General features: G+C 65.1%; 22 protein-coding genes. 20 read left to right on the top strand and 2 right to left on the bottom strand.

The annotated features are described in order from the left end of the window. The first annotated feature begins 1 nt into the window (after window position 1). Window positions 2-1,003: a transketolase family protein gene (locus K0P03_RS02670; protein WP_272788827.1), complete on the top strand. Its 1,002-nt coding sequence runs from the start codon at window positions 2-4 to the stop codon at window positions 1,001-1,003. Further along, the gene (locus K0P03_RS02665; RefSeq protein WP_272788826.1) at window positions 1,003-2,121 is read left to right on the top strand and encodes a RuBisCO large subunit C-terminal-like domain-containing protein; all 1,119 of its coding nucleotides are present in this window, start codon (window positions 1,003-1,005) and stop codon (window positions 2,119-2,121) included. The genes K0P03_RS02670 and K0P03_RS02665 overlap by 1 nt, the downstream gene beginning before the upstream one ends. Before the next feature lie 9 nt (window positions 2,122-2,130). Here the strand turns inward: K0P03_RS02665 and K0P03_RS02660 are convergent, their stop codons facing one another. Next, window positions 2,131-2,388 (bottom strand): hypothetical protein, encoded by a 258-nt coding sequence (locus K0P03_RS02660; protein WP_156334128.1) that lies wholly within the window; start codon window positions 2,386-2,388, stop codon window positions 2,131-2,133. Window positions 2,389-2,616: 228 nt separating this feature from the next. On the opposite strand from K0P03_RS02660, the gene K0P03_RS02655 reads away from it, so the two are divergent. From K0P03_RS02655 to K0P03_RS02585, 15 genes are all read left to right on the top strand, one after another. Continuing rightward, entirely contained in the window at window positions 2,617-3,213 is a 597-nt protein-coding gene (locus K0P03_RS02655) for a DUF4360 domain-containing protein (protein WP_023514680.1), read from the top strand. Window positions 3,214-3,315: 102 nt separating this feature from the next. Beyond that, window positions 3,316-4,710, top strand: coding sequence for a DUF4360 domain-containing protein (locus tag K0P03_RS02650; RefSeq protein WP_272788825.1), 1,395 nt, complete (start codon window positions 3,316-3,318; stop codon window positions 4,708-4,710). Between the two features lie 148 nt (window positions 4,711-4,858). Next, on the top strand, window positions 4,859-5,512 hold the full coding sequence (locus tag K0P03_RS02645) for a MarR family winged helix-turn-helix transcriptional regulator (RefSeq protein ID WP_272788824.1): 654 nt from the start codon (window positions 4,859-4,861) through the stop codon (window positions 5,510-5,512). A 35-nt stretch (window positions 5,513-5,547) separates the two neighbouring features. Further along, complete coding sequence (locus tag K0P03_RS02640; RefSeq protein WP_050745757.1) at window positions 5,548-6,264, top strand: hypothetical protein; 717 nt, start codon at window positions 5,548-5,550, stop codon at window positions 6,262-6,264. Between the two features lie 155 nt (window positions 6,265-6,419). Then, entirely contained in the window at window positions 6,420-6,977 is a 558-nt protein-coding gene (locus K0P03_RS02635; RefSeq protein ID WP_272788823.1) for a redoxin family protein, read from the top strand. Next, on the top strand, window positions 6,974-7,663 hold the full coding sequence (locus K0P03_RS02630) for an MOSC domain-containing protein (protein WP_023514675.1): 690 nt from the start codon (window positions 6,974-6,976) through the stop codon (window positions 7,661-7,663). The genes K0P03_RS02635 and K0P03_RS02630 overlap by 4 nt, the downstream gene beginning before the upstream one ends. A 112-nt stretch (window positions 7,664-7,775) precedes the next feature. Then, a complete protein-coding gene (locus K0P03_RS02625) occupies window positions 7,776-8,219 on the top strand; it encodes an Rrf2 family transcriptional regulator (RefSeq protein WP_272788822.1) in 444 nt (147 codons plus the stop codon). A 20-nt stretch (window positions 8,220-8,239) separates the two neighbouring features. After that, window positions 8,240-9,898 carry a cytochrome-c oxidase, cbb3-type subunit I gene (ccoN, locus tag K0P03_RS02620; RefSeq protein WP_272788821.1) on the top strand — a complete coding sequence of 553 codons (1,659 nt, stop codon included), beginning with the start codon at window positions 8,240-8,242 and terminating at the stop codon, window positions 9,896-9,898. 2 nt (window positions 9,899-9,900) lie between these two features. Continuing rightward, window positions 9,901-10,632, top strand: a complete 732-nt coding sequence (gene ccoO / locus K0P03_RS02615) for a cytochrome-c oxidase, cbb3-type subunit II (RefSeq protein WP_023515680.1) — start codon at window positions 9,901-9,903, stop codon at window positions 10,630-10,632. 4 nt (window positions 10,633-10,636) lie between these two features. Next, window positions 10,637-10,807, top strand: coding sequence for a cbb3-type cytochrome c oxidase subunit 3 (locus K0P03_RS02610; protein WP_272788820.1), 171 nt, complete (start codon window positions 10,637-10,639; stop codon window positions 10,805-10,807). 3 nt (window positions 10,808-10,810) lie between these two features. Further along, entirely contained in the window at window positions 10,811-11,689 is an 879-nt protein-coding gene (gene ccoP / locus K0P03_RS02605) for a cytochrome-c oxidase, cbb3-type subunit III (protein WP_272788819.1), read from the top strand. Further along, on the top strand, window positions 11,686-11,895 hold the full coding sequence (locus K0P03_RS02600; protein WP_023515683.1) for a hypothetical protein: 210 nt from the start codon (window positions 11,686-11,688) through the stop codon (window positions 11,893-11,895). The genes ccoP and K0P03_RS02600 overlap by 4 nt, the downstream gene beginning before the upstream one ends. Before the next feature lie 15 nt (window positions 11,896-11,910). Then, window positions 11,911-12,696 (top strand): DUF2189 domain-containing protein, encoded by a 786-nt coding sequence (locus K0P03_RS02595; RefSeq protein ID WP_023515684.1) that lies wholly within the window; start codon window positions 11,911-11,913, stop codon window positions 12,694-12,696. Further along, window positions 12,693-13,160 (top strand): group III truncated hemoglobin, encoded by a 468-nt coding sequence (locus K0P03_RS02590; protein ID WP_272788818.1) that lies wholly within the window; start codon window positions 12,693-12,695, stop codon window positions 13,158-13,160. Before K0P03_RS02595 ends, K0P03_RS02590 begins: the two co-directional genes overlap by 4 nt. Further along, window positions 13,157-13,456 carry a DUF6522 family protein gene (locus K0P03_RS02585; RefSeq protein ID WP_024270619.1) on the top strand — a complete coding sequence of 100 codons (300 nt, stop codon included), beginning with the start codon at window positions 13,157-13,159 and terminating at the stop codon, window positions 13,454-13,456. Before K0P03_RS02590 ends, K0P03_RS02585 begins: the two co-directional genes overlap by 4 nt. A 17-nt stretch (window positions 13,457-13,473) precedes the next feature. Here the strand turns inward: K0P03_RS02585 and K0P03_RS02580 are convergent, their stop codons facing one another. Next, window positions 13,474-14,337 (bottom strand): MurR/RpiR family transcriptional regulator, encoded by an 864-nt coding sequence (locus K0P03_RS02580; RefSeq protein WP_050745749.1) that lies wholly within the window; start codon window positions 14,335-14,337, stop codon window positions 13,474-13,476. Window positions 14,338-14,731: 394 nt separating this feature from the next. Between K0P03_RS02580 and K0P03_RS02575 the strand changes: the two genes are divergently transcribed. From K0P03_RS02575 to K0P03_RS02565, 3 genes are all read left to right on the top strand, one after another. Beyond that, window positions 14,732-14,992 (top strand): hypothetical protein, encoded by a 261-nt coding sequence (locus K0P03_RS02575; protein WP_130520556.1) that lies wholly within the window; start codon window positions 14,732-14,734, stop codon window positions 14,990-14,992. Window positions 14,993-15,119: 127 nt separating this feature from the next. Further along, the gene (locus K0P03_RS02570) at window positions 15,120-16,601 is read left to right on the top strand and encodes a M81 family metallopeptidase (protein ID WP_272788817.1); all 1,482 of its coding nucleotides are present in this window, start codon (window positions 15,120-15,122) and stop codon (window positions 16,599-16,601) included. 60 nt (window positions 16,602-16,661) lie between these two features. Continuing rightward, window positions 16,662-18,179 (top strand): ABC transporter substrate-binding protein, encoded by a 1,518-nt coding sequence (locus K0P03_RS02565; protein ID WP_023516251.1) that lies wholly within the window; start codon window positions 16,662-16,664, stop codon window positions 18,177-18,179. Window positions 18,180-18,190 lie beyond the last annotated feature (11 nt).

The following is an 18,190-nucleotide window of genomic DNA, read 5'->3' as shown; positions in this document are numbered from 1 at the left end:
CATGGTCGAAATCGTCAACCGCCCCTATGCCAGGGCATTCGAGGCCTTCGCCAGCGCAAGGCCGGAGGTCCTCTGCCTTTCCGCCGATCTCACCTCTTCCTGCGAGGTCGATGGTTTTCGCGACCGGCATCCGGACCAGTTCCTCTCGCTCGGCATGGCGGAGCAGAACATGCTGTCCTTCGCCGGCGGCCTTGCCATGCAGGGGTTCCGGCCGTTCCTGCACACTTTCTCGGTCTTTCTCTACCGCCGGCCCTATGACCAGCTGATCAATTCCATCGCCTACTCCAACCGCAAGGTACGGCTGATGGGCTTTCTGCCCGGCATCACCACGCCCGGCGGCATCACGCACCAGGCGATCGAGGACATCGCCGTGCTGCGGGCCGTGCCGAACATGACGATCCTCGAAACAGGGGACGCGACCGAAGTCGAGACCGTGCTCGACGTCGCCGACAGCATCGACGGGCCGGTCTATGTGCGCGTCCTGCGCGGCGAGGTGCCCCGCCTCTTCTCGACGCCCTTCGAATTCAACAGGCTGCGCACGCTTTCGGAAGGCGACGACATTCTCGTCGTCTCCTCCGGCGTCTGCACGGAGGAAGTTTTGCGTGCGATCCAGCCGCTGGAAACGCGCGGCCTCGGCGTGCACCACCTGCACGCCTCGACGCTGAAACCCTTCGACCGGGACGGCCTCCTGAAGGCTGCCCGCGGCAAGAAGGGCATCGTCACGCTGGAAAACCATACGATCGTCGGCGGCCTCGGCTCGCTGGTGGCGGAAATCCTTGCCGAGGAAGGGCTGGGCATCCGCCTGAAGCGCCTCGGCCTCAATGATACTTTCGCCCATGGCGCGTCAAAACCCTATCTCATGCAGAAATACGGGCTCGATGCCGGCGCGCTCGTCGCGGCCATCGAGGCGCTGCTCGGCAAGACGCTCGATATCGGCGAGGAGGAACTGGCAGAGGTGCGCCTCGACCATGTACATTCGGCCCAGAAGGCCGAGGCGCTCTGATGGCGCCGCGCTTCACCGTCCGCTATTTCGTCCGCGCTGCCGATGCGGCGGAGGCGAGGATGCGGGCGCTCGACATCGCGCTGGAGCAGACGGTCGAGATCCCGCGCGACGTGGTGCCGAAGGGCTATGTGGAGGACGAAATCCTCGGCAGGCTGGAGACGCTGGAAAAGGCTCCGGACGGGCGCGCGGGCTTCCTCGCGACGATCTCCTATTCCGAGGACGATGTCGGGGGTGATTTCCTGCAGTTCCTCAACATCGTCTTCGGCAACAGCTCGATCAAACCAGGCCTCAAGGTCGAGGATATCGGCCTCTCACCAGGTCTGCTTTCGCTTTGCGGGGGGCCGCGCCATGGCATTGAGGGCTTGCGCGCACGCGCCGAGGTTGACGATGTGCCGCTCCTCATGTCGGCGATCAAGCCCGTCGGCCTTTCCACTGCTGAACTCGCCCGGCTCGCCCATGATTTCGCGCTCGGCGGCATGCACTACGTGAAGGACGATCATGGGCTCGTTGATCAGAAGACCGCGCCCTTCTCCGAGCGGCTGAAGGCCTGCATCGAGGCGGTCGGCGAGGCGAATGCCAAGAGCGGCGGGCGCACGAGCTTCGTGCCCAACATTACCGGCCCTGCGGGCGTGATCCTCGAACGGGCGAAGGAGGCGGAGGCCGCCGGCGCGGGCGCCGTCATGATCGCCCCGGCGCTTGCCGGCTACGACGTGGCGCGCACGCTCGCCGCGGATCCGGATTTTTCCCTGCCCATCGTCGCGCACCCCGCCTTTTCCGGCGCGAATGTCGTTTCGCCGGATTGCGGCTTCTCGCACCGTGCCTTCTACGGCACATTACACCGGCTGATGGGCGCTGACGCGGTGGTCTTTCCGAATTTCGGCGGCCGTTTCGGCTTCACCCGGGAAGAATGCCGGTCGATTGCCGAGGCCTGCAGCACCGGGACGGGTGGGCCGAAAGCGAGTGCGCCGACACCCGGCGGCGGCGTGAACTTCGCCCGCGTGCCTGATATGCGCGCGGTCTACGGCAAGGACGTCATGTATCTCGTCGGCGGCGCTTTGCTGCAGGAACCGAACCTCGTCGATGGCTGCCGGCGACTTGCCGAAGCGGTCTATGCCTGACCTTGCGGCTCAGGACGGGTTGAACGTCGCATAGCCACCACAGGGGCGCGCGCCGTAGCGGCAATCCCGCGGGCGGTAGAGCCGCCGGTAGCCGCCCTCCTCGGCGCGAATCGCCTGTCGGCGCTGATGCGCCCGCATCGCCGGCGAGACCGAGCCGGAATAGCCGGGGCGCACATCCGGCGCGCGTTCCGTGGTGCAACCGGTAAGCACGGCACCGGCTGCCAGCACGATCAGCAACATCCTTGGAACGCCAGGGACAATGCGCATTTCGCTTCTCCTTGCATTCGAACAGGCCCAAGCAGACGGCCTGCCACGGTTTTGCCCTTTAAAGGCTCGTTTACGGACATTTTTCTTTAAAACGCTGTTAACTGCGTAGCGTACAGATTGCCACAAGCCGGATGACTCCAGAATGAACGCAGTGCTCAGAGACGGTTCAGGTCGCCGCTGTCATATCTTGAACGAACGTCAGGTTCGGTTCGAAATCGAGGAAATTCCATGAAAACCGCTGGTATCCTGCTTGCATCTCTCTTTCTTGCCACGGCTGCCCATGCCCAGGCGGATGACATCTCGCTCGGCACGCCCGGCTACGGCGGCAGCGGCTGCCCGGCCAACAGCGTCGCCGCAACCCTGAGCCCGGACGGCAAGGCTCTCAGCCTGCTGTTCGACGAGTACGTCGTGGAAGCCGGTGGCGAGACCGGAAAGTCCTTCGACCGCAAGACCTGCAACGTCGCGATCCCGGTTCATGTGCCGCAGGGCCGCAGCGTCTCGGTGCTCGCCATCGACTATCGCGGCTTCAACCAGCTGCCGCGCGGCGCCCGCTCGCAGTTCAACGTCGAATACTTCTTCGCCGGCACGCGCGGCCCGGCTTTCCGCCAGACCTTTACCGGCCCGCAGGAGAAAGACTATCTGATCTCCAACAAGCTGACGGCGGAATCGCTGGTCTGGTCGGCCTGCGGCGAGGACGTCAACCTGCGCACCAACTCCAGCATCCGCGTCAACACGACGCGTGGCCAGGAAGCGATGGCGACAGTCGATACGCAGGACGTGAAGGCCGCGATCATCTATCAGCTGCAGTGGCGCAAGTGCCGCTAAATCCAGTCTGGTGCGTTTCCTGAAAGGGAAAACGCCCTATCCTGCGCCTTCATGAACCGGGCGGCGCCCTCGCCGCCCGGCCTGCATCCAGGGAATTTTCGTATGCGTCTTCCGATCCGCCTCGCCCTCCTCGCCGCCGCCTCGATCCCGCTTCCGGGGCTCGCCCACGCGGCAAACGGCTGTGCCGACGGAACGTTTTCCGCAACGCATTCCCCCGATGGCAATGCGACGAGCATTCTCTTCGACGATTTTTCCGCGACGGCCGGCGGTGCATCGGGCAAGAAGCGCACGACCACGACCTGCAAGCTGTCCGTGCCCGTGACCCAGCCGGGCGGGCATACCGTCTACGCCGTAGACTATCGCGGCTTCACGACGACCGAGGACGGCCAGACCGCCTCGCTGCGCACCACGCAGGACGGCAAGAAGATCCTGCAATACGAGATCAAGGGTCCCCTGCAGGACGATGTCGCCATTTCCGACAAAGTGGGCGTTTCTGGCTCGGAAACGCTCGATCTTGCCGTGATCCTCGGCGCGAGCGGGCCGCTCGACGAAAACGGCTTCGAATCCACGCTGGCGATCGATTCCATCGATTTCGCCCGCATCGGCTACACGACCACGGCCTCGGTCGTCGCCTCGCTCGACCAGATCGCCCGCCAGCGGCAGTCCATCGCGCTCGACCTGATGGACACCGCGCAGAACCTGCTCGGCCAGCAGAGCCGTTTCGACGAGGGCAGCTATGTCGCCGCCTTCGCAAGCTCGGATGCGGCTGCCGGCTTCAACGGGCGCTGGGAGGCAGGCAGCGGCGTCAGCGTTCTCGGCGGTGCCGCCATGGTTCATGCGAACCGCACCGATGTCGCGCTCGACACGCTCGGCCTCTTTGCCGGTGCGGTGCGCTATACGAGCCCGCAGGCCACCTGGCGCGCCTTCGGCGAAGTCGGCGCCTGGGGATCGCCCGACATCTCGGCCTCGTTCTCGCGCAGCTACCAGAATCTCGATTCGATCGTCTTCGCCAGCGGTAGCGCCTCCGGTTCGCTGTTCAGCGCCTATGGGCGGGCCGGCGTGATCTATGCACCGGATGCCGCGAACGAATTCGCACTCTCAACGCGCTTCACCCGCTCCTGGCTCGACCTTGACAGTTATGACGAGGATGCCTCCGGCAAGAACCTCTTCGCGGGCCATATCAAGGGTGGTCGCTCCGCCTCGGACACGGTGAGCGCGGAGTTCGCCTGGAGCCGCAGGCTGGACGAAAGGCTCGACTACACGATCCTCGGCGCGGTCGGCCGCACCTTCGCCGGAAAGAACGGCGCAAAAGCCTCAGTCGATTGGGTCGGCGACGCCAGGGGCAATGCAGACGACCAGAATTTCGCGACGCTCGGCGGACGCGTCGGCTGGAAGTTCGACGAACGCTGGCAGCTCGACACAGCAGTTTCCGCGACGTTCCGCGAAAACGACAAACCGGACTGGAACATCGGCGGCCAGCTGAAAGCGTCGTTCTGACGCCGATCATGCGTCGCGTGTGACCAGGGATCGGCTCAGCCCGGGCCTCACCTGCCCCACTTTTACATACACCGTCAGGCCGCCACCCGCATGGCGGCCTGAACAATTTTCATGGCGCCCTTGAAGATATATAGGAGTCCTATATATTATGCGCATGGAAACGCCCAAGGACCCCCATTCGATTACCGAGCGCCTTCGCGAAGGCCTTTCCCGCGTCGGCATGGCCATGCGCATCGACGACTGGAACCGGTCGAAGGCAAGCGGGCTCAACCCGACGCAGCTCGCCATCCTGACGCTGCTGGAAGGACGCGGGGTGGACGGTCTCGGCGTGCGCGAGATTGCCGCCCATCTCGGCGTCTCGCAGCCGACGGCGACGGATTCGATCAACGCCCTGGAGCGCAAGGCCTATCTGGAGAAGCGGCCGGAGGCGGGCGACCGGCGCGCGGTGCGCGTGGTGCCGACGGCGGCGGGCCTAGCAGCCCTTGCAGCCTCGGACACCGGCGATGGCCTTGCCGCCGAGGCCCTCGGCGCGCTCGATGAACACGAACAGGAAGCGCTGCTTCTCGCCCTCGTCAAGATGATCCGGCAGCTACAGGTGGCGGAGGCGATCCCCGTCCAGCGCATGTGCGTGACCTGTCGCCACTTCGTGCCCTTCGCGCATGCGGATCCCGCGCGCCCCCATCACTGTCATTTCATCGATGCCGCCTTCGGCCAGCGCGAGCTGCGCGTCGATTGCCGCGATCACGATGAAGCCGATCCCGCATCCCGGGCTGCCACCTGGGATGCCTTTCAGACGGGATAATCCCAACCCTCCAGGCAAACGAAAGGAAGACCATCATGTTCGGCAGATTTGCAACCGGGGCACTCGCCGCCGGAACGGCTTTGCTATGGCTGACGACAGCCTCCGCCCATTCCATCAAGGCAGAGCCCGCCGAGGCGGTACAGGCCGCATTCGACATTATCGAAACGACGATCGTCACCAAGGGCGACAGCGCGATCTTCACCACCCGCGTGCGCGGCGAAGCAGGCAAGGACAAGCCCGATGCGACGGGCAAGTTCGAAGGCTCCAGCGTCTACGCCTATGTCTGGCCGACGAGCCTCGACAGCGGTGAAATCGGCTTCGACAAGGGCCAGGGCATCGTCGCGCTCGCCGTCACCTTCCATCCGGATTTCGACGATGCGGCCAAGGGCGGCAAGAACCGCCATGTCTGGCATCCGCACTGGGTGGTGCTGGCCGAGGACAAGGCCTGCGGCGGCGGCCTCAAGGTCATCGACATTCCGGAAGGCACCAAGCCGAAAGTGCCTGAGACCTGGCCTGGCGTTCCGCTCCTCATCGACAGCCCGGAATATCCGACCAGCTTCAAGGGCGATACGGTGGATGTGGCCATTCCCCTCTCGCTGATTGGCGGCATCAAGGGGGCTTCGTTCGACGGCGTGACGGCAGGTCTGAAGGTCAACGGCAACCTGCATGCGCCGCTGCTATGCGTCAGCAACGTGTTCAAGGTGGCCTCGGGCGATCTCAGCCTGCCCGGCAAGGTCGTGCCGGCAGAATGACCCGGTGCCGGTCCGGCAACTGCCATTGCCGGACCGGCCATTCCTCCCCTCCAGGCAAATGAAAGGAAAGAACATGCCGAGATTTACCCTCACAGGCCCCTGCGATGCAACGGGCACGCACGGCCCGGCCAGAGCCACCATACCGGGAGGCGCCAATGACCGCGCCTGAGACAGCGTTTGCTCCGGAACTTGCGATCAGCGAATGGTTCAACATGCCGGTCCCGCTGACACTGGCCGGCCTGCGCGGGCGGCCGGTCTTCCTGCACAGTTTCCAGCTCCTCTGCCCCGGCTGCGTCGCGCAGGCCATTCCGCAGGTCCAGCGCATCGAGCGCGTCTTTGCCCATACGGATCTGCAGGTCATCGGCATCCACACGGTCTTCGAGCACCATGCAGCCATGTCGCCGGTCACCCTCGAAGCATTCCTCCACGAGTACCGGCTGAAATCCCCTGTTGGCATCGACAAGGCCGCAGAGGGATCAGATATTCCGGTGACGATGCAGCGCTTCAGGCTGCGCGGAACACCCTCCTCCGTGCTGATCGGACGCGACGGCACAATCCTGCACCAGGCGTTCGGCGTGGAGGACGACATCGCCGTCGGAGCACGGATCGCCATGGCGTTTTCCGCGGCCCCGGTACAGTCCGCCGCGGCCGAGGACGGCACCTGCGCCGACGGCCGCTGCGCCGTATCGACACCGTCGGTTGTCACGCCATGACGGAACTTGCATTGCTCAGCCTGCGCATCGGCAAGGTCGCGCCATTGGGTGCACGCGGCGTGCCAAGCGGCATCGTGAAATCGCCGGTCGGCCATGCGCTTGCGCTGACCGAGACCGGTTTTGCCGGCGACGCGCAGGGCGATACGGTACGGCACGGCGGACTGGAAAAGGCGGTGCATCACTATCCCTTCGAGCACTATGCCGACTGGGCGAGCGATCTCGGGCCGCATCCGCTTCTCGCCGGCCCCGGCGCCTTTGGCGAGAACCTTTCGACGACCGGGCTGACGGAGAGCATGGTGGCGATCGGCGACGTCTTCGAGCTCGGCTCCGCGGTCCTCGAGGTCAGCCAGGGGCGGCAGCCCTGCTGGAAGCTGAACGAGCGTTTCGGCCGGACGGAGATGGCGCGCCTGGTGCAGTCGACCGGGCGGACCGGCTGGTACTATCGGGTGCTCACGCCCGGCACCGTCTCGCCCGCCGACCGCCTCGTCCTGCGCGAGCGTCGCGCGCCGGAATGGACGCTGACGCGCATCTGGCGCGCCTTCTATATCGATCCGCTCAACCGCTCGGAACTTGCCGGCATCGCCGCGCTCGAACGCCTTGCCGAGAGCTGGCGCAGCCACGCCGCGCGCCGGTTGGAAAGCAACCGGGTCGAGGACTGGACGAAGCGCCTCACCGGCTCCGCCTGACCCAATGCAGGGCTTCCCGGCCCTGCGACGCTATTGCACTTTCGGCCGGTCAGGGCTTGCGTTAAAAGTGGTACTCAAGATACCTTTTTATGCCCGAGCGGGAGACGAAGACATGCGGATGACGCTTCACACGGACTATGCCCTGCGCATGCTGATCTACGTGGCGACGCGGCCGGATGGCGTGTGCACGGTGAACGACGTCGCCGAGGCCTACGGGCTTTCGCGCAACCACCTCCTGAAAGTGGCGCAGACCCTGCGCGATCTCGGCCTCATCGAGACGACGCGCGGGCGGGCGGGCGGCATCCGGCTGGCGAAGGCGCCGGCCGACATCCCGGTCGGCGCGCTGGTCCGGGCGACGGAAGAGGAATTCTCGCTGGCCGAATGCATGCAGGCAGGCGGGCGGGCCTGCGCCATATCGCCGGCCTGTCGGCTGAAGGGCATGCTGCACGAGGCGCTTACCGCATTCCTTGCAGTCCTCGACAAATACACGCTTGAGGATATTGTCCGCAACAGGGCCGCGCTCGGTCCGCTGCTCGGCATTGCCGAAGCGGCATGAAACGCGAAGAGGAGATATCGATGATATCGGGATTGACGGTTTCGGAGCGCCATCTGGCCCTCTTCGTGCTCGGCGCGCTCGCCCTGACGGGGCTCGCCATGGCAGTGGCCGGGCGGGGTGATCCGCTGGCCGTGCACGGCTATATCGTGCTGGTCTTCAGCGTCGGCCTCGGCTTCGTCGTGCTCTCCGCACTCTTTTCCCCGGAGCCGCCGGAAAGCCGGCTTTCCGAATATTATGACGACCCGACGCGAGTCGGCATCATCCTGTCGCTCGCCTGGGCGGTGGTCGGCATGTTCGTCGGCGTCTGGGTGGCCGCGCTGCTCGCCTGGCCGGAACTGACCTTCGTCGACAGTGCCTGGGCAAGCTTCGGACGCCTCCGGCCGGTGCACACGTCGGGTGTCATCTTCGGCTTTGGCGGCAATGCGCTGATCGCCACCTCCTTCCACGTGCTCCAGCGCACCTGTCGCGCGCGGCTGCCCGACCAGTTCAGCCCGTGGTTCGTGCTGATCGGCTACAATCTCTTCTGTCTCGTCGCCGCCACCGGCTACCTGATGGGCATGACGCAGTCGAAGGAATATGCCGAGCCGGAATGGTATGCCGATATCTGGCTGGTCGTCGTCTGGGTCGTCTATTTCTTCATCTACATCCGTACGCTGCAGCGCCGCAAGGAACCGCATATCTATGTCGCCAACTGGTACTACATGGCCTTCATCCTGGTCGTGGCGGTGCTGCATATCGTCAACAACCTCGCCGTGCCCGTCTCCTTCGGCCATGCCAAGAGCTATTCGCTCTTCGCGGGCGTGCAGGACGCCATGACGCAATGGTGGTACGGCCACAACGCCGTCGCCTTCTTCCTGACGGCCGGCTTCCTCGGCATGATGTACTACTACCTGCCGAAGCGCGCCGAGCGGCCGATCTTCTCCTATCGCCTCTCGATCATCAGCTTCTGGGGCATCACCTTCATGTATATGTGGGCGGGCGCGCACCACCTGCACTACACGGCCCTGCCGCAATGGGTGCAGACCCTCGGCATGACCTTCTCCATCGTGCTGCTGGTGCCGTCCTGGGCGTCCGCCGGCAACGCACTCGCAACGCTCAACGGCGCCTGGCACCGGGTGCGTGACGACGCGACCCTGCGCTTCATGATGGTCGCGGCCGTGTTCTACGGGCTCTCCACCTTCGAAGGCTCCTTCATGGCGATCCGCGCCGTCAACTCGCTCTCGCACTATACCGACTGGACCGTCGGCCACGTGCATGCCGGCGCACTCGGCTGGGTGGCGATGATCACCTTCGGCTCGCTCTACGCCCTCGTGCCTTGGATGTGGAAGACGGAGCGCATGTATTCGCCCAGGCTGATCGAGGTGCACTTCTGGCTCGCGCTTGCCGGCACCGTCGTCTACGTCTTCGCCATGTGGAATTCAGGCATCATCCAGGGCCTGATGTGGCGCACCTACAACGACAGCGGCACGCTCGCCTATTCCTTCATCGACAGCCTCGTCGCCATGCATCCCTATTACATCGCCCGCGCCTTCGGGGGCTTGCTGTTCCTCTCCGGCGCCGTCGTCTGCTCGTTCAATGTCTGGATGACGATCCGCATGGCGCGACAGGCGCGCGCCACAGAGCCGGCCGGCGACGTTCCCCTCTACGGCAAGGCCGGCGCAGCCCAGGCAGGAGAATGACGATGAAGGAATTCTTCCACCGCAAGCTCGAGCGCAATGCCATCGGCTTCGTTCTGGCCATCGTCGGCGTCGCCTCCATCGGCGGCCTCGTCGAGATCGCCCCGCTCTTCACCATCGGCGAAACGGTGGAGGAGGCGCCCGATATGCGGCTCTACACGCCGCTGGAGCTTGCCGGCCGCAATCTCTACATCCGCGAGGGCTGTTATGCCTGCCACTCGCAGATGATCCGCACGCTGCGCGACGAGGTGGAGCGCTACGGCCCCTATTCGCTGGCCGTTGAATCGAAGTACGATCACCCGATGCTCTGGGGCTCCAAGCGCACCGGGCCGGACCTCGCCCGCCTCGGCGGTAAGTATTCCGACGCCTGGCATGTCGCCCATCTCGTCAATCCGCGCGATGTGGTGCCCGAATCTGTCATGCCACGCTACGGCTGGCTGAAGCGCAATGCGCTGAGGATCGACGATCTCGGCGAACATCTTGCCGCCCAGCGCGCCGTCGGCGTGCCCTATACGGATGCGATGATCGAAAGCGCCACCGCCGACGCCCGTGCACAGGCCAACCCCGATGATGCCGGCGCTTCCGGCGTCAGCGAGCGCTACGGCGAGGCGACCAATGTGCGCGCCTTCGACGGCAATCCCGGCCTTCTGACCGAGATGGACGCGCTGGTCGCCTATCTCCAGATCGTCGGCCAGCTGACGAAGGCGGCGCAGCAGCAGACGGCAACGGCGGAGTGAGGCGATGGACATCGATCACAACAGCGTCGTCGCCTTCGCCAAGAGCTGGGGCCTGTTTTACCTGATCCTGCTTGCCGCGGGCGTCGTGATCTATGCGCTCTGGCCGGGCAACCGGCAGCGCTTCGATCGCGCCAAGATGAGCATTCTCGACAAAGACGACCGGCCGGGGGACTAGGACATGGCAACCGAAAGACACGATCCCACAACCGGACGGGTCACCACCGGGCACGAGTGGAACGGCATCGAAGAGCTGGACACGCCGATCCCGCGCGTCGTCCTGTTCTTCCTCACCGTCACCACGCTGTTTGCCATCGTCTACTGGATCCTGATGCCGGCCTGGCCGCTCGGCGTCTCCTATACGAAGGGCCTGCTCGGCATCGACCAGCGCACCGTCGTGACGCAGCAGGTTGAGGATGCCGCCGCGGCCCGTGCGGCCTGGACCGGCCGCATCGCCGAGGCGAGCCTTGCGGAGATCGCCGCGGACGGCACGCTGATGCAGCATGTGCGCGAGACCGGCCGCACGCTGTTCATCGACAACTGTGCCGCCTGCCACGGCACGCGCGGCACCGGCGGGCCGGGCTTCCCCAACCTAGCGGCGAAGGCCTGGCTTTGGGGCGGTGAGCCGGAGACCATCGCCGAGACGATCCGCATCGGTATCAACTCCACCAACGAGGAGACGCGCGTCTCGCAGATGATGGCCTTCGGCCGCGACGGCATTCTCGACGACAAGCAGGTGCGAGCCGTCGCCGCCTATGTGCGTTCGCTCTCGGCCCTGCCGATGAGCGAGGCCGATGCGGCTGCAGCCGAGGCCGGCAAGGAAGTGTTCACCGCCAACTGCGTCGCCTGCCACGGTGAAGACGGTCGCGGCAGCACGGAAGCCGGCGCGCCCGACCTTACCGATGCAACGTGGATCTACGGCAGCAGCGCGCAGACCGTCTATTCCTCTGTCTATTCCGGCCGGCAGGGCCATATGCCCCATTGGGAAGGCCGCCTTTCGCCGGTCGATATCAAGCTGCTGGCGCTCTATGTCGGCACGCTGACGGAAGGCGCACGATGAGCGGCGCGGCAAGCGAAACGCGCCGGCCCGGGCGCATCACCGGGCGGCTCGCCGCGTTCATCGTCGTCGCAGCCGGCCTTGCCGTCTTCGCGGGCGCCAATGCGCATCTCGTCTATGTCGCGCTGACATCCCAGCCCGATTGCGTGCAACACCTGAAGACGGAGGGCCGGGACGGCGCGTACCGCGCCGCGCGGCCGTCCTGCTAAGAGAGGAAGGATACCATGGGAACGACCGACAAGACCGGTAGTGCGCCCGTGCCGCTCGCCGAACAGCGCCGCCGCCACCTGCCGGCCGGCGCCGCGCTCGGCTGGCTCACCGCCGGCTGGCGCGACCTCTGGCGCAACCCGCTGCCGAGCCTCGCCTACGGCTTCGCCGTCTTCCTCCTGTCGCTGGCGGTGGTCTGGGGCCTCTTCCGCCTGGAGCTCGACTATATCCTCTTCCCCGCGCTTGCCGGCTTCATGGTGGTCGGCCCGCTGGTGGCGATCGGCCTCTATCGCAAGAGCCGGGACCTCGAAGAGGGCATCCCGCCAAGCCTGTCGCGCATGATCTTCGTGAAAACGGAATCCGGCGCGCAGGTCTGGTACACGGGCGCGATTCTCTGCCTGCTGATGCTGGTCTGGATGCGTGCCGCCGTCATCATCTACGCGCTCTTCGTCGGGCTCCGGCCCTTTCCCGGCCTCGACCATATCGTCGCCATGCTGCTTTCCACCCCGGAAGGGCTCGGCATGCTCGTCGTCGGCACGGCGGTCGGCGGGCTTTTTGCCGCCTTCTCCTTTGCCATCAGCACCTTTGCCATTCCCATGCTGCTGGCGGAGAAGACGGATGCCTTCACCGCGATGGGCACGAGCATTTCGCTGACCTTCCGCAACCTGCCGGTCATGCTGGCCTGGGGCGCCATCGTGCTGGCACTCACCGTTGTCGCCATCGCGACGGGGTTCCTCGGCCTCATCGTCATCTTCCCGCTGCTCGGCCATGGCACCTGGCACAGCTACAGGGCGATCCGATGAGAGGCCGCCCCGCCCCTGCCCGCACCATCGTCATCGACGGCAAGCCGTTGCCGGAAGTGCTCGACGAAGCGATGATCCATGCCGTGGTACACGGTTTCTATGACGAGATCCGTGCGGATGCGCTGCTCGGCCCGGTCTTCAACGGCGCGATCCCGCCGGAGGACTGGCCGGTGCATCTTGCCAAGATGTGCGACTTCTGGTCTGCGACGCTGCTGCGCACCGGCCGCTACGAGGGCCGCCCCCTGCCGCCGCACCTTGCCATTCCCGAACTCCGGGAGCAGCACTTCCACCGTTGGCTCACGCTGTTCCGCATCACCGTCGAACGGCTCTGCCCGCCTGAAGTCGCCGACCTCTTCCTTGACCGGGCACTGCGCATCGCGCATTCCTTCCGCCTTGCCATCGCGTTCAGCCGCGGCGAGGATTCCATGGCGATCGCGCCGATTTCGCGAGAAGCAATTTCATGAGTGCAGCCGATGCCACCCCCCTCGTCCTCAGCCGGGACGAAGCAGGAGAGTTCCTCCTGCCGGCCGACATGCTCGCCGCGCGCTTCGGCTGGCCGACGCAGACGCTGCGCGATTACATGCGCCGCGGCCTCGTCGCCTCGCGCGTCGAGCGCGGCGAAGGCGCGGATGCCGGGCGCTGGCGGCTTTCGGTGCGCTGTGGCAACCGCCGCTGGCAGGCCGTCGTCGAGGCCGATGGTACGGTCGGCACGCAGCGCGTCGAGGTGCTTTCCACCGGAGCGCCGAAACCCGCGCGCTGAAAGAGGGTTTGTCCCGATCAGTCGCCGAGGAGCTGGCGGTCGTCGCCGTCGCGCCGGCTGACCAGTTCTTCCTTGATGCTGCGCAGCGTCTTCATCGCCTTGGTCCTGTCAGTGTAGGCCACGAGGTTGGCCAGCATGTCGATGACCGCGAGATAGGCATAGCGTGTGGAGGTGGGCCGGAAGATATTCTTACCCTCCGGCATTTCGACGGCAATCACCACATCCGCCGCCGCCGCGACGGGCGAGCCGCTCTGCGTGACAACGATGGTGGGAATGCCGCGCCGGCGCAGCAGTTCGAGGCAGTGGACGAGCGCCGAATCGCGGCCGGTGAAGGAGGAGCCGAACACCACCGTGCCCGGCAGGGCCGCCGCGGAGATCATCGCGTTCATGTTGTGGTCGTTCGAAGCGTTGATGCGGCAGCCCAGCCGGAAGAGCCGATTGTGCAGCTCGTTGACGATCATCGCCGAATTGCCGCTCGCCCCGAAAGCCTGGATGAAATCGGCGCCGCGCAGCAGGCGGGCGGCGGTGTCGAGCGCCGCAAAATCCAGTTGGCGATGCAGCTGGAAGAGGGCGTTCTGCGCCTTGGCGATGATGTCCTCGGCCACTTCCTCCGGCGTTTCGGTCGGCACCTCCGGCTTGACGTAGCGCAGGCCCACATAGGTCAATCTGGCGAGCTGCACCTTGAAATCCGGATAGCCCTTGCAGCCGAGCCGACGGCAGAAACGCGTGACGGTCGGCGGCGACACCCCGGCCCGGTCGGCCAGCTCGCCGATCGACGAGTTGACGACGAAATCGACATCGTCGAGCGCGAGCTGCGCCAGCTTCCGGTCGAGCCCGGACAACCGGCCATCCTCATCCGACAAGGCGTGAAAAAGGTCCATAGGCTGCGGCCTCCCCCTGCACGGCGCGTCGGTTCGGCGCGCAAATGAAAACAAATTTCTTGTTCGCCCAGTCATAACACAGTGTCGGCCTGCATCAATGGGCTTGGTGGCCGCCGCATGAAATTCACCGGATCATTCCGGGGTGCTTTCCTATCCGCCGTGCAGAGATGCCCAAACTGCTCGGATATCCAGGCATTCTGGGAGATGATTACCGGAAGTGCCGCGAATTTTCATGACGGTGCCAGTTCGACCGAATGTCAGGACATGAATTTTCAGGAGAACAGGGCCCGTTTTTCAGAAAAATTTTTACGCACTGCCTTCAAATCGGCGTGAGGTGCGGAATGAAGGCCCACCATCGATGAAAATCAGACCCACCAGATGCCACCACATTTTCATGATGCCGCTGATTTTCCTGCGCTTCCAGCCATTCCGGAATATACGTCTCAAGGCGGAACAAGTTGAAATCGATACGGGATTCAACCCGATCGCCACTGTCGTCGCAGCTCCCGCCGATACAGGTATCATGAAAATTTCTCACTTTGCTGCATTGCGAGAAAACAGATTACACGAAGATGCGCAAATTGCGCCCCATCCATTGACTTCCGAAGAAATTGCCGCATTATCGAGAAAACAAATTACATCGCCTCTGCGATGATCACTGACGGGAACTTTGCGATCCAGAACACGGCTTCCTGCCGTTCGGCCAGGCACACCGGCGCGGCACGCGCCGGGCGATGACGGCCGGGCATCGGCCGGCCTGGACGCCTGCGGAACGGACGCCCATGCGCATCTTCACGGCCTCGCTTGCCACCGAGACCAACACCTTCTCCCCCGTCCCCACGGACATGAACGCCTTCAAGGCCGCCTTCTATGCCGGTCCGGGCGAGCATCCCGACACGCCCACGCTCTGCTCCTCCGTCGTGCCGATCCTGCGCCGGCGCGGCCGGGCCGAAGGCTTTACCGTCATCGAGGGCACCGCCTGCTGGGCCGAGCCCGCCGGCCTCATCCAGCGCCGCACCTTCGAGACCCTGCGCGACCGGATCCTCGGCGAGTTGCAGGCCGCCCTGCCGGTCGATGCCGTCGTGCTCGGCCTGCATGGCGCCATGGTCGCCCAGGGCTACGACGACCCGGAGGGCGACCTGCTCGAGCGGGTCCGCGCGATCGTCGGGCCCGACGTGCTGGTTGCCGCCGAGTTCGACCCGCACAGCCATCTCACCGCCCGGCGCGTCGCTCATCTCGACCTGATGGCGACCTTCCTCGAATTCCCGCACACCGACTTCGAGGAGCGCGGCGAACATGTCGTCGAGCTCGCCCTGCGCACGCTGCGCGGCGAGATCCGCCCCGTCATCTCCACCTTCGACTGCCGCATGATCACCATCTATCCGACGAGCCGCGAGCCGATGCGCTCCTTCGTCGACCGCTTGAAGGCGATGGAGGGCAAGGACGGCATCCTCTCCATCTCCGTCATCCATGGCTTCATGGCCGGCGACGTGCCGGACATGGGCACGCGCATCGTCGTCGTCACCGACGGCGACAGGGCGAAGGGCGCGGCGCTGGCGCAAAGCCTCGGCCACGAACTCTACGGCCTGCGCCACAAGACGGCGATGCCGATGTTCGACACGGAGGCCGGGCTCGACCGGGCGCTTGCCGTGCGCGCCGAACGGCCGGACGTGCCCGTCGTCATCGCCGACGTCTGGGACAATCCGGGCGGCGGGGTGGCGGGCGATGCCACCTATATCCTGCGCCGCATGATGGCGCGGGGCTTGGACAATGTCGCCGTGGCGACGATCTGGGATCCCATCGCCGTCTCCTTCTGCCATGCGGCGGGGGAAGGCGCCGAGCTTGCGCTGCGCCTCGGCGGCAAGTCGGGGCCGGAGGGCGGCGAGCCGCTCGACCTCACCGTCACCGTCCAGGCCGTGTTCGACGCCGGCTGGCAGAGCTTTCGCAACAGCCGGGTGACGCTCGGCCCTGCCGCCGTCGTGCGCCCGCGCGGCTCGACGATCGACATCGTGCTGATCACCAGCCGCACCCAGACCTACGAGCCCGACATCTTCGCCAACCAGGGCATCGACTTCACCCAGAAAGCCTTCCTCCTGGTCAAGTCCACCAACCATTTCCACGCAGGCTTCCAGCCGGTCTCCTCCCAGATCGTCTATGTCGCCGCACCCACCTCCTACCCGACCGATCCCGCAACGACACCCTACAAAAAAGCCAGCCTAAATATCTGGCCACGCGTCAACGATCCGCTCGGGCTTGAAAACTGAACCACCCGCCGGACGGGAGCCGGCGCGGACACGAACCTTGTAAAATCAGAGGGATATAAGATGAAAAATGCATTTGTCATGATAACCTTGGCCGCGGCACTCGCCAGCACGAGCAGCCTGGCCATCGCCCAGACGACGGATGGCGTCCTCACCGTCGCGACCATCGGCGAGCCGCCGACGCTCGACGTCATGCAGACCGCGACCGACATCGTGCTGACCATCGACCAGCACATTTTCGAGACGCTCTACACCTATGACAACGAGTGGCGTTCCGTGCCGCTGCTGGCGCTCGCCATGCCCGAGATTTCCGAGGATGGCCTGACCTATCGCATTCCTCTGCGCCAGGGCGTCAAGTTCCACGACGGCAGCGATCTCGATGCCAAGGACGTCACCGCCTCGCTGACGCGCTGGATGGCCGTCAACTCCAAGGGCAAGCAGGTCGCCGAAGTGGTGGAAAGCCTGTCCGAAGACGGCCCGAACACCGTCGTCGTCAAGCTGAAGTCGCGCTACGCGCCGCTGCTCGCCACCTTCTCGCAGGCTTCCGTCATCATGCCCTCCGAGAAGATCGCCGACACGCTGACCGAATTCGTCGGCACCGGCCCCTATGCCCTGAAGGAGCGCAAGCCCGACCAGTATACCCAGCTCGTCCGCTTCGACGGCTACACCTCGCCCGAGGGCGAGCCGAGCAACTATGCCGGCAGGCGCGTGGCGATCGCCAAGGAGATCCGCTTCGTGCCGGTTCCCGACGCAAACACCCGCGTCGAGGGCCTGATTTCCGGACAGTTCGACTTTGCCGATTCCTTGCCGGTCAGCGCCTATGAGCGCGTCGAGGCGAGCGGCAAGGCGAAGGCCGTGATCTACGAGAACACCGGCTGGGCCTCGCTCAACATGAACATGAAGGAAGGCCTGCTCATCAAGAAGGAACTGCGCCAGGCCGTGCAGGCCGCGCTCAACCCGAACGACATGATGCTCGCCGCCTTCTCCGACGAGCGCTTCTTCAGCGTCGATGCCTCGATCTTCCCGAAGGGTTCGCTCTGGTACACCGAGGCGGGCGTTGCGCGCTACGGCGAGGGCGATCCGGAAGAGGCCGGCAAGCTGCTTGCGGATGCCGGCTATGACGGCACGCCGCTGCGCCTGATGACCAGCCGCCAGTACGAGTTCCACTACAAGATCGGCGAGGTCGCCAAGGCCTATCTCGAAGCCGCCGGCTTCAAGGTCGACCTGCAGGTGGTGGACTGGGCGACCCTGACGACCCGCCGCGCCGACCCGAAAGAATGGGACATCTTCATCACCCATTCCAACTTCCCGGGTGACCCGACGACGATCAACACGATCACCGACACCTATCCGGGCTGGTATGTTTCCGAGCAGAAGGCGTCGGCCGTCGCCACCTACATGAACGCCGTGTCCGACACGGACAAGCAGACGGCCTGGGAAGGCATCCAGACCGTGATCTACGACGATGCGCCGCTCTTCAAGGTGGGCAACTTCAACGCGGTCACGGGCGTCGGCGCCGGCATTTCCGACTACAAACCGACCTACTGGCCGCATTTCTGGAACGTAACGCCCAAGAAGTAAGGGGGAAATCA

The organism is Shinella sp. HY16 (genome assembly GCF_028534175.1).
Lineage (GTDB): Bacteria > Pseudomonadota > Alphaproteobacteria > Rhizobiales > Rhizobiaceae > Shinella.
The sequence above is the reverse complement of the archived record's forward strand: the minus strand, read 5'-3'. Positions and strand labels throughout refer to the sequence as shown.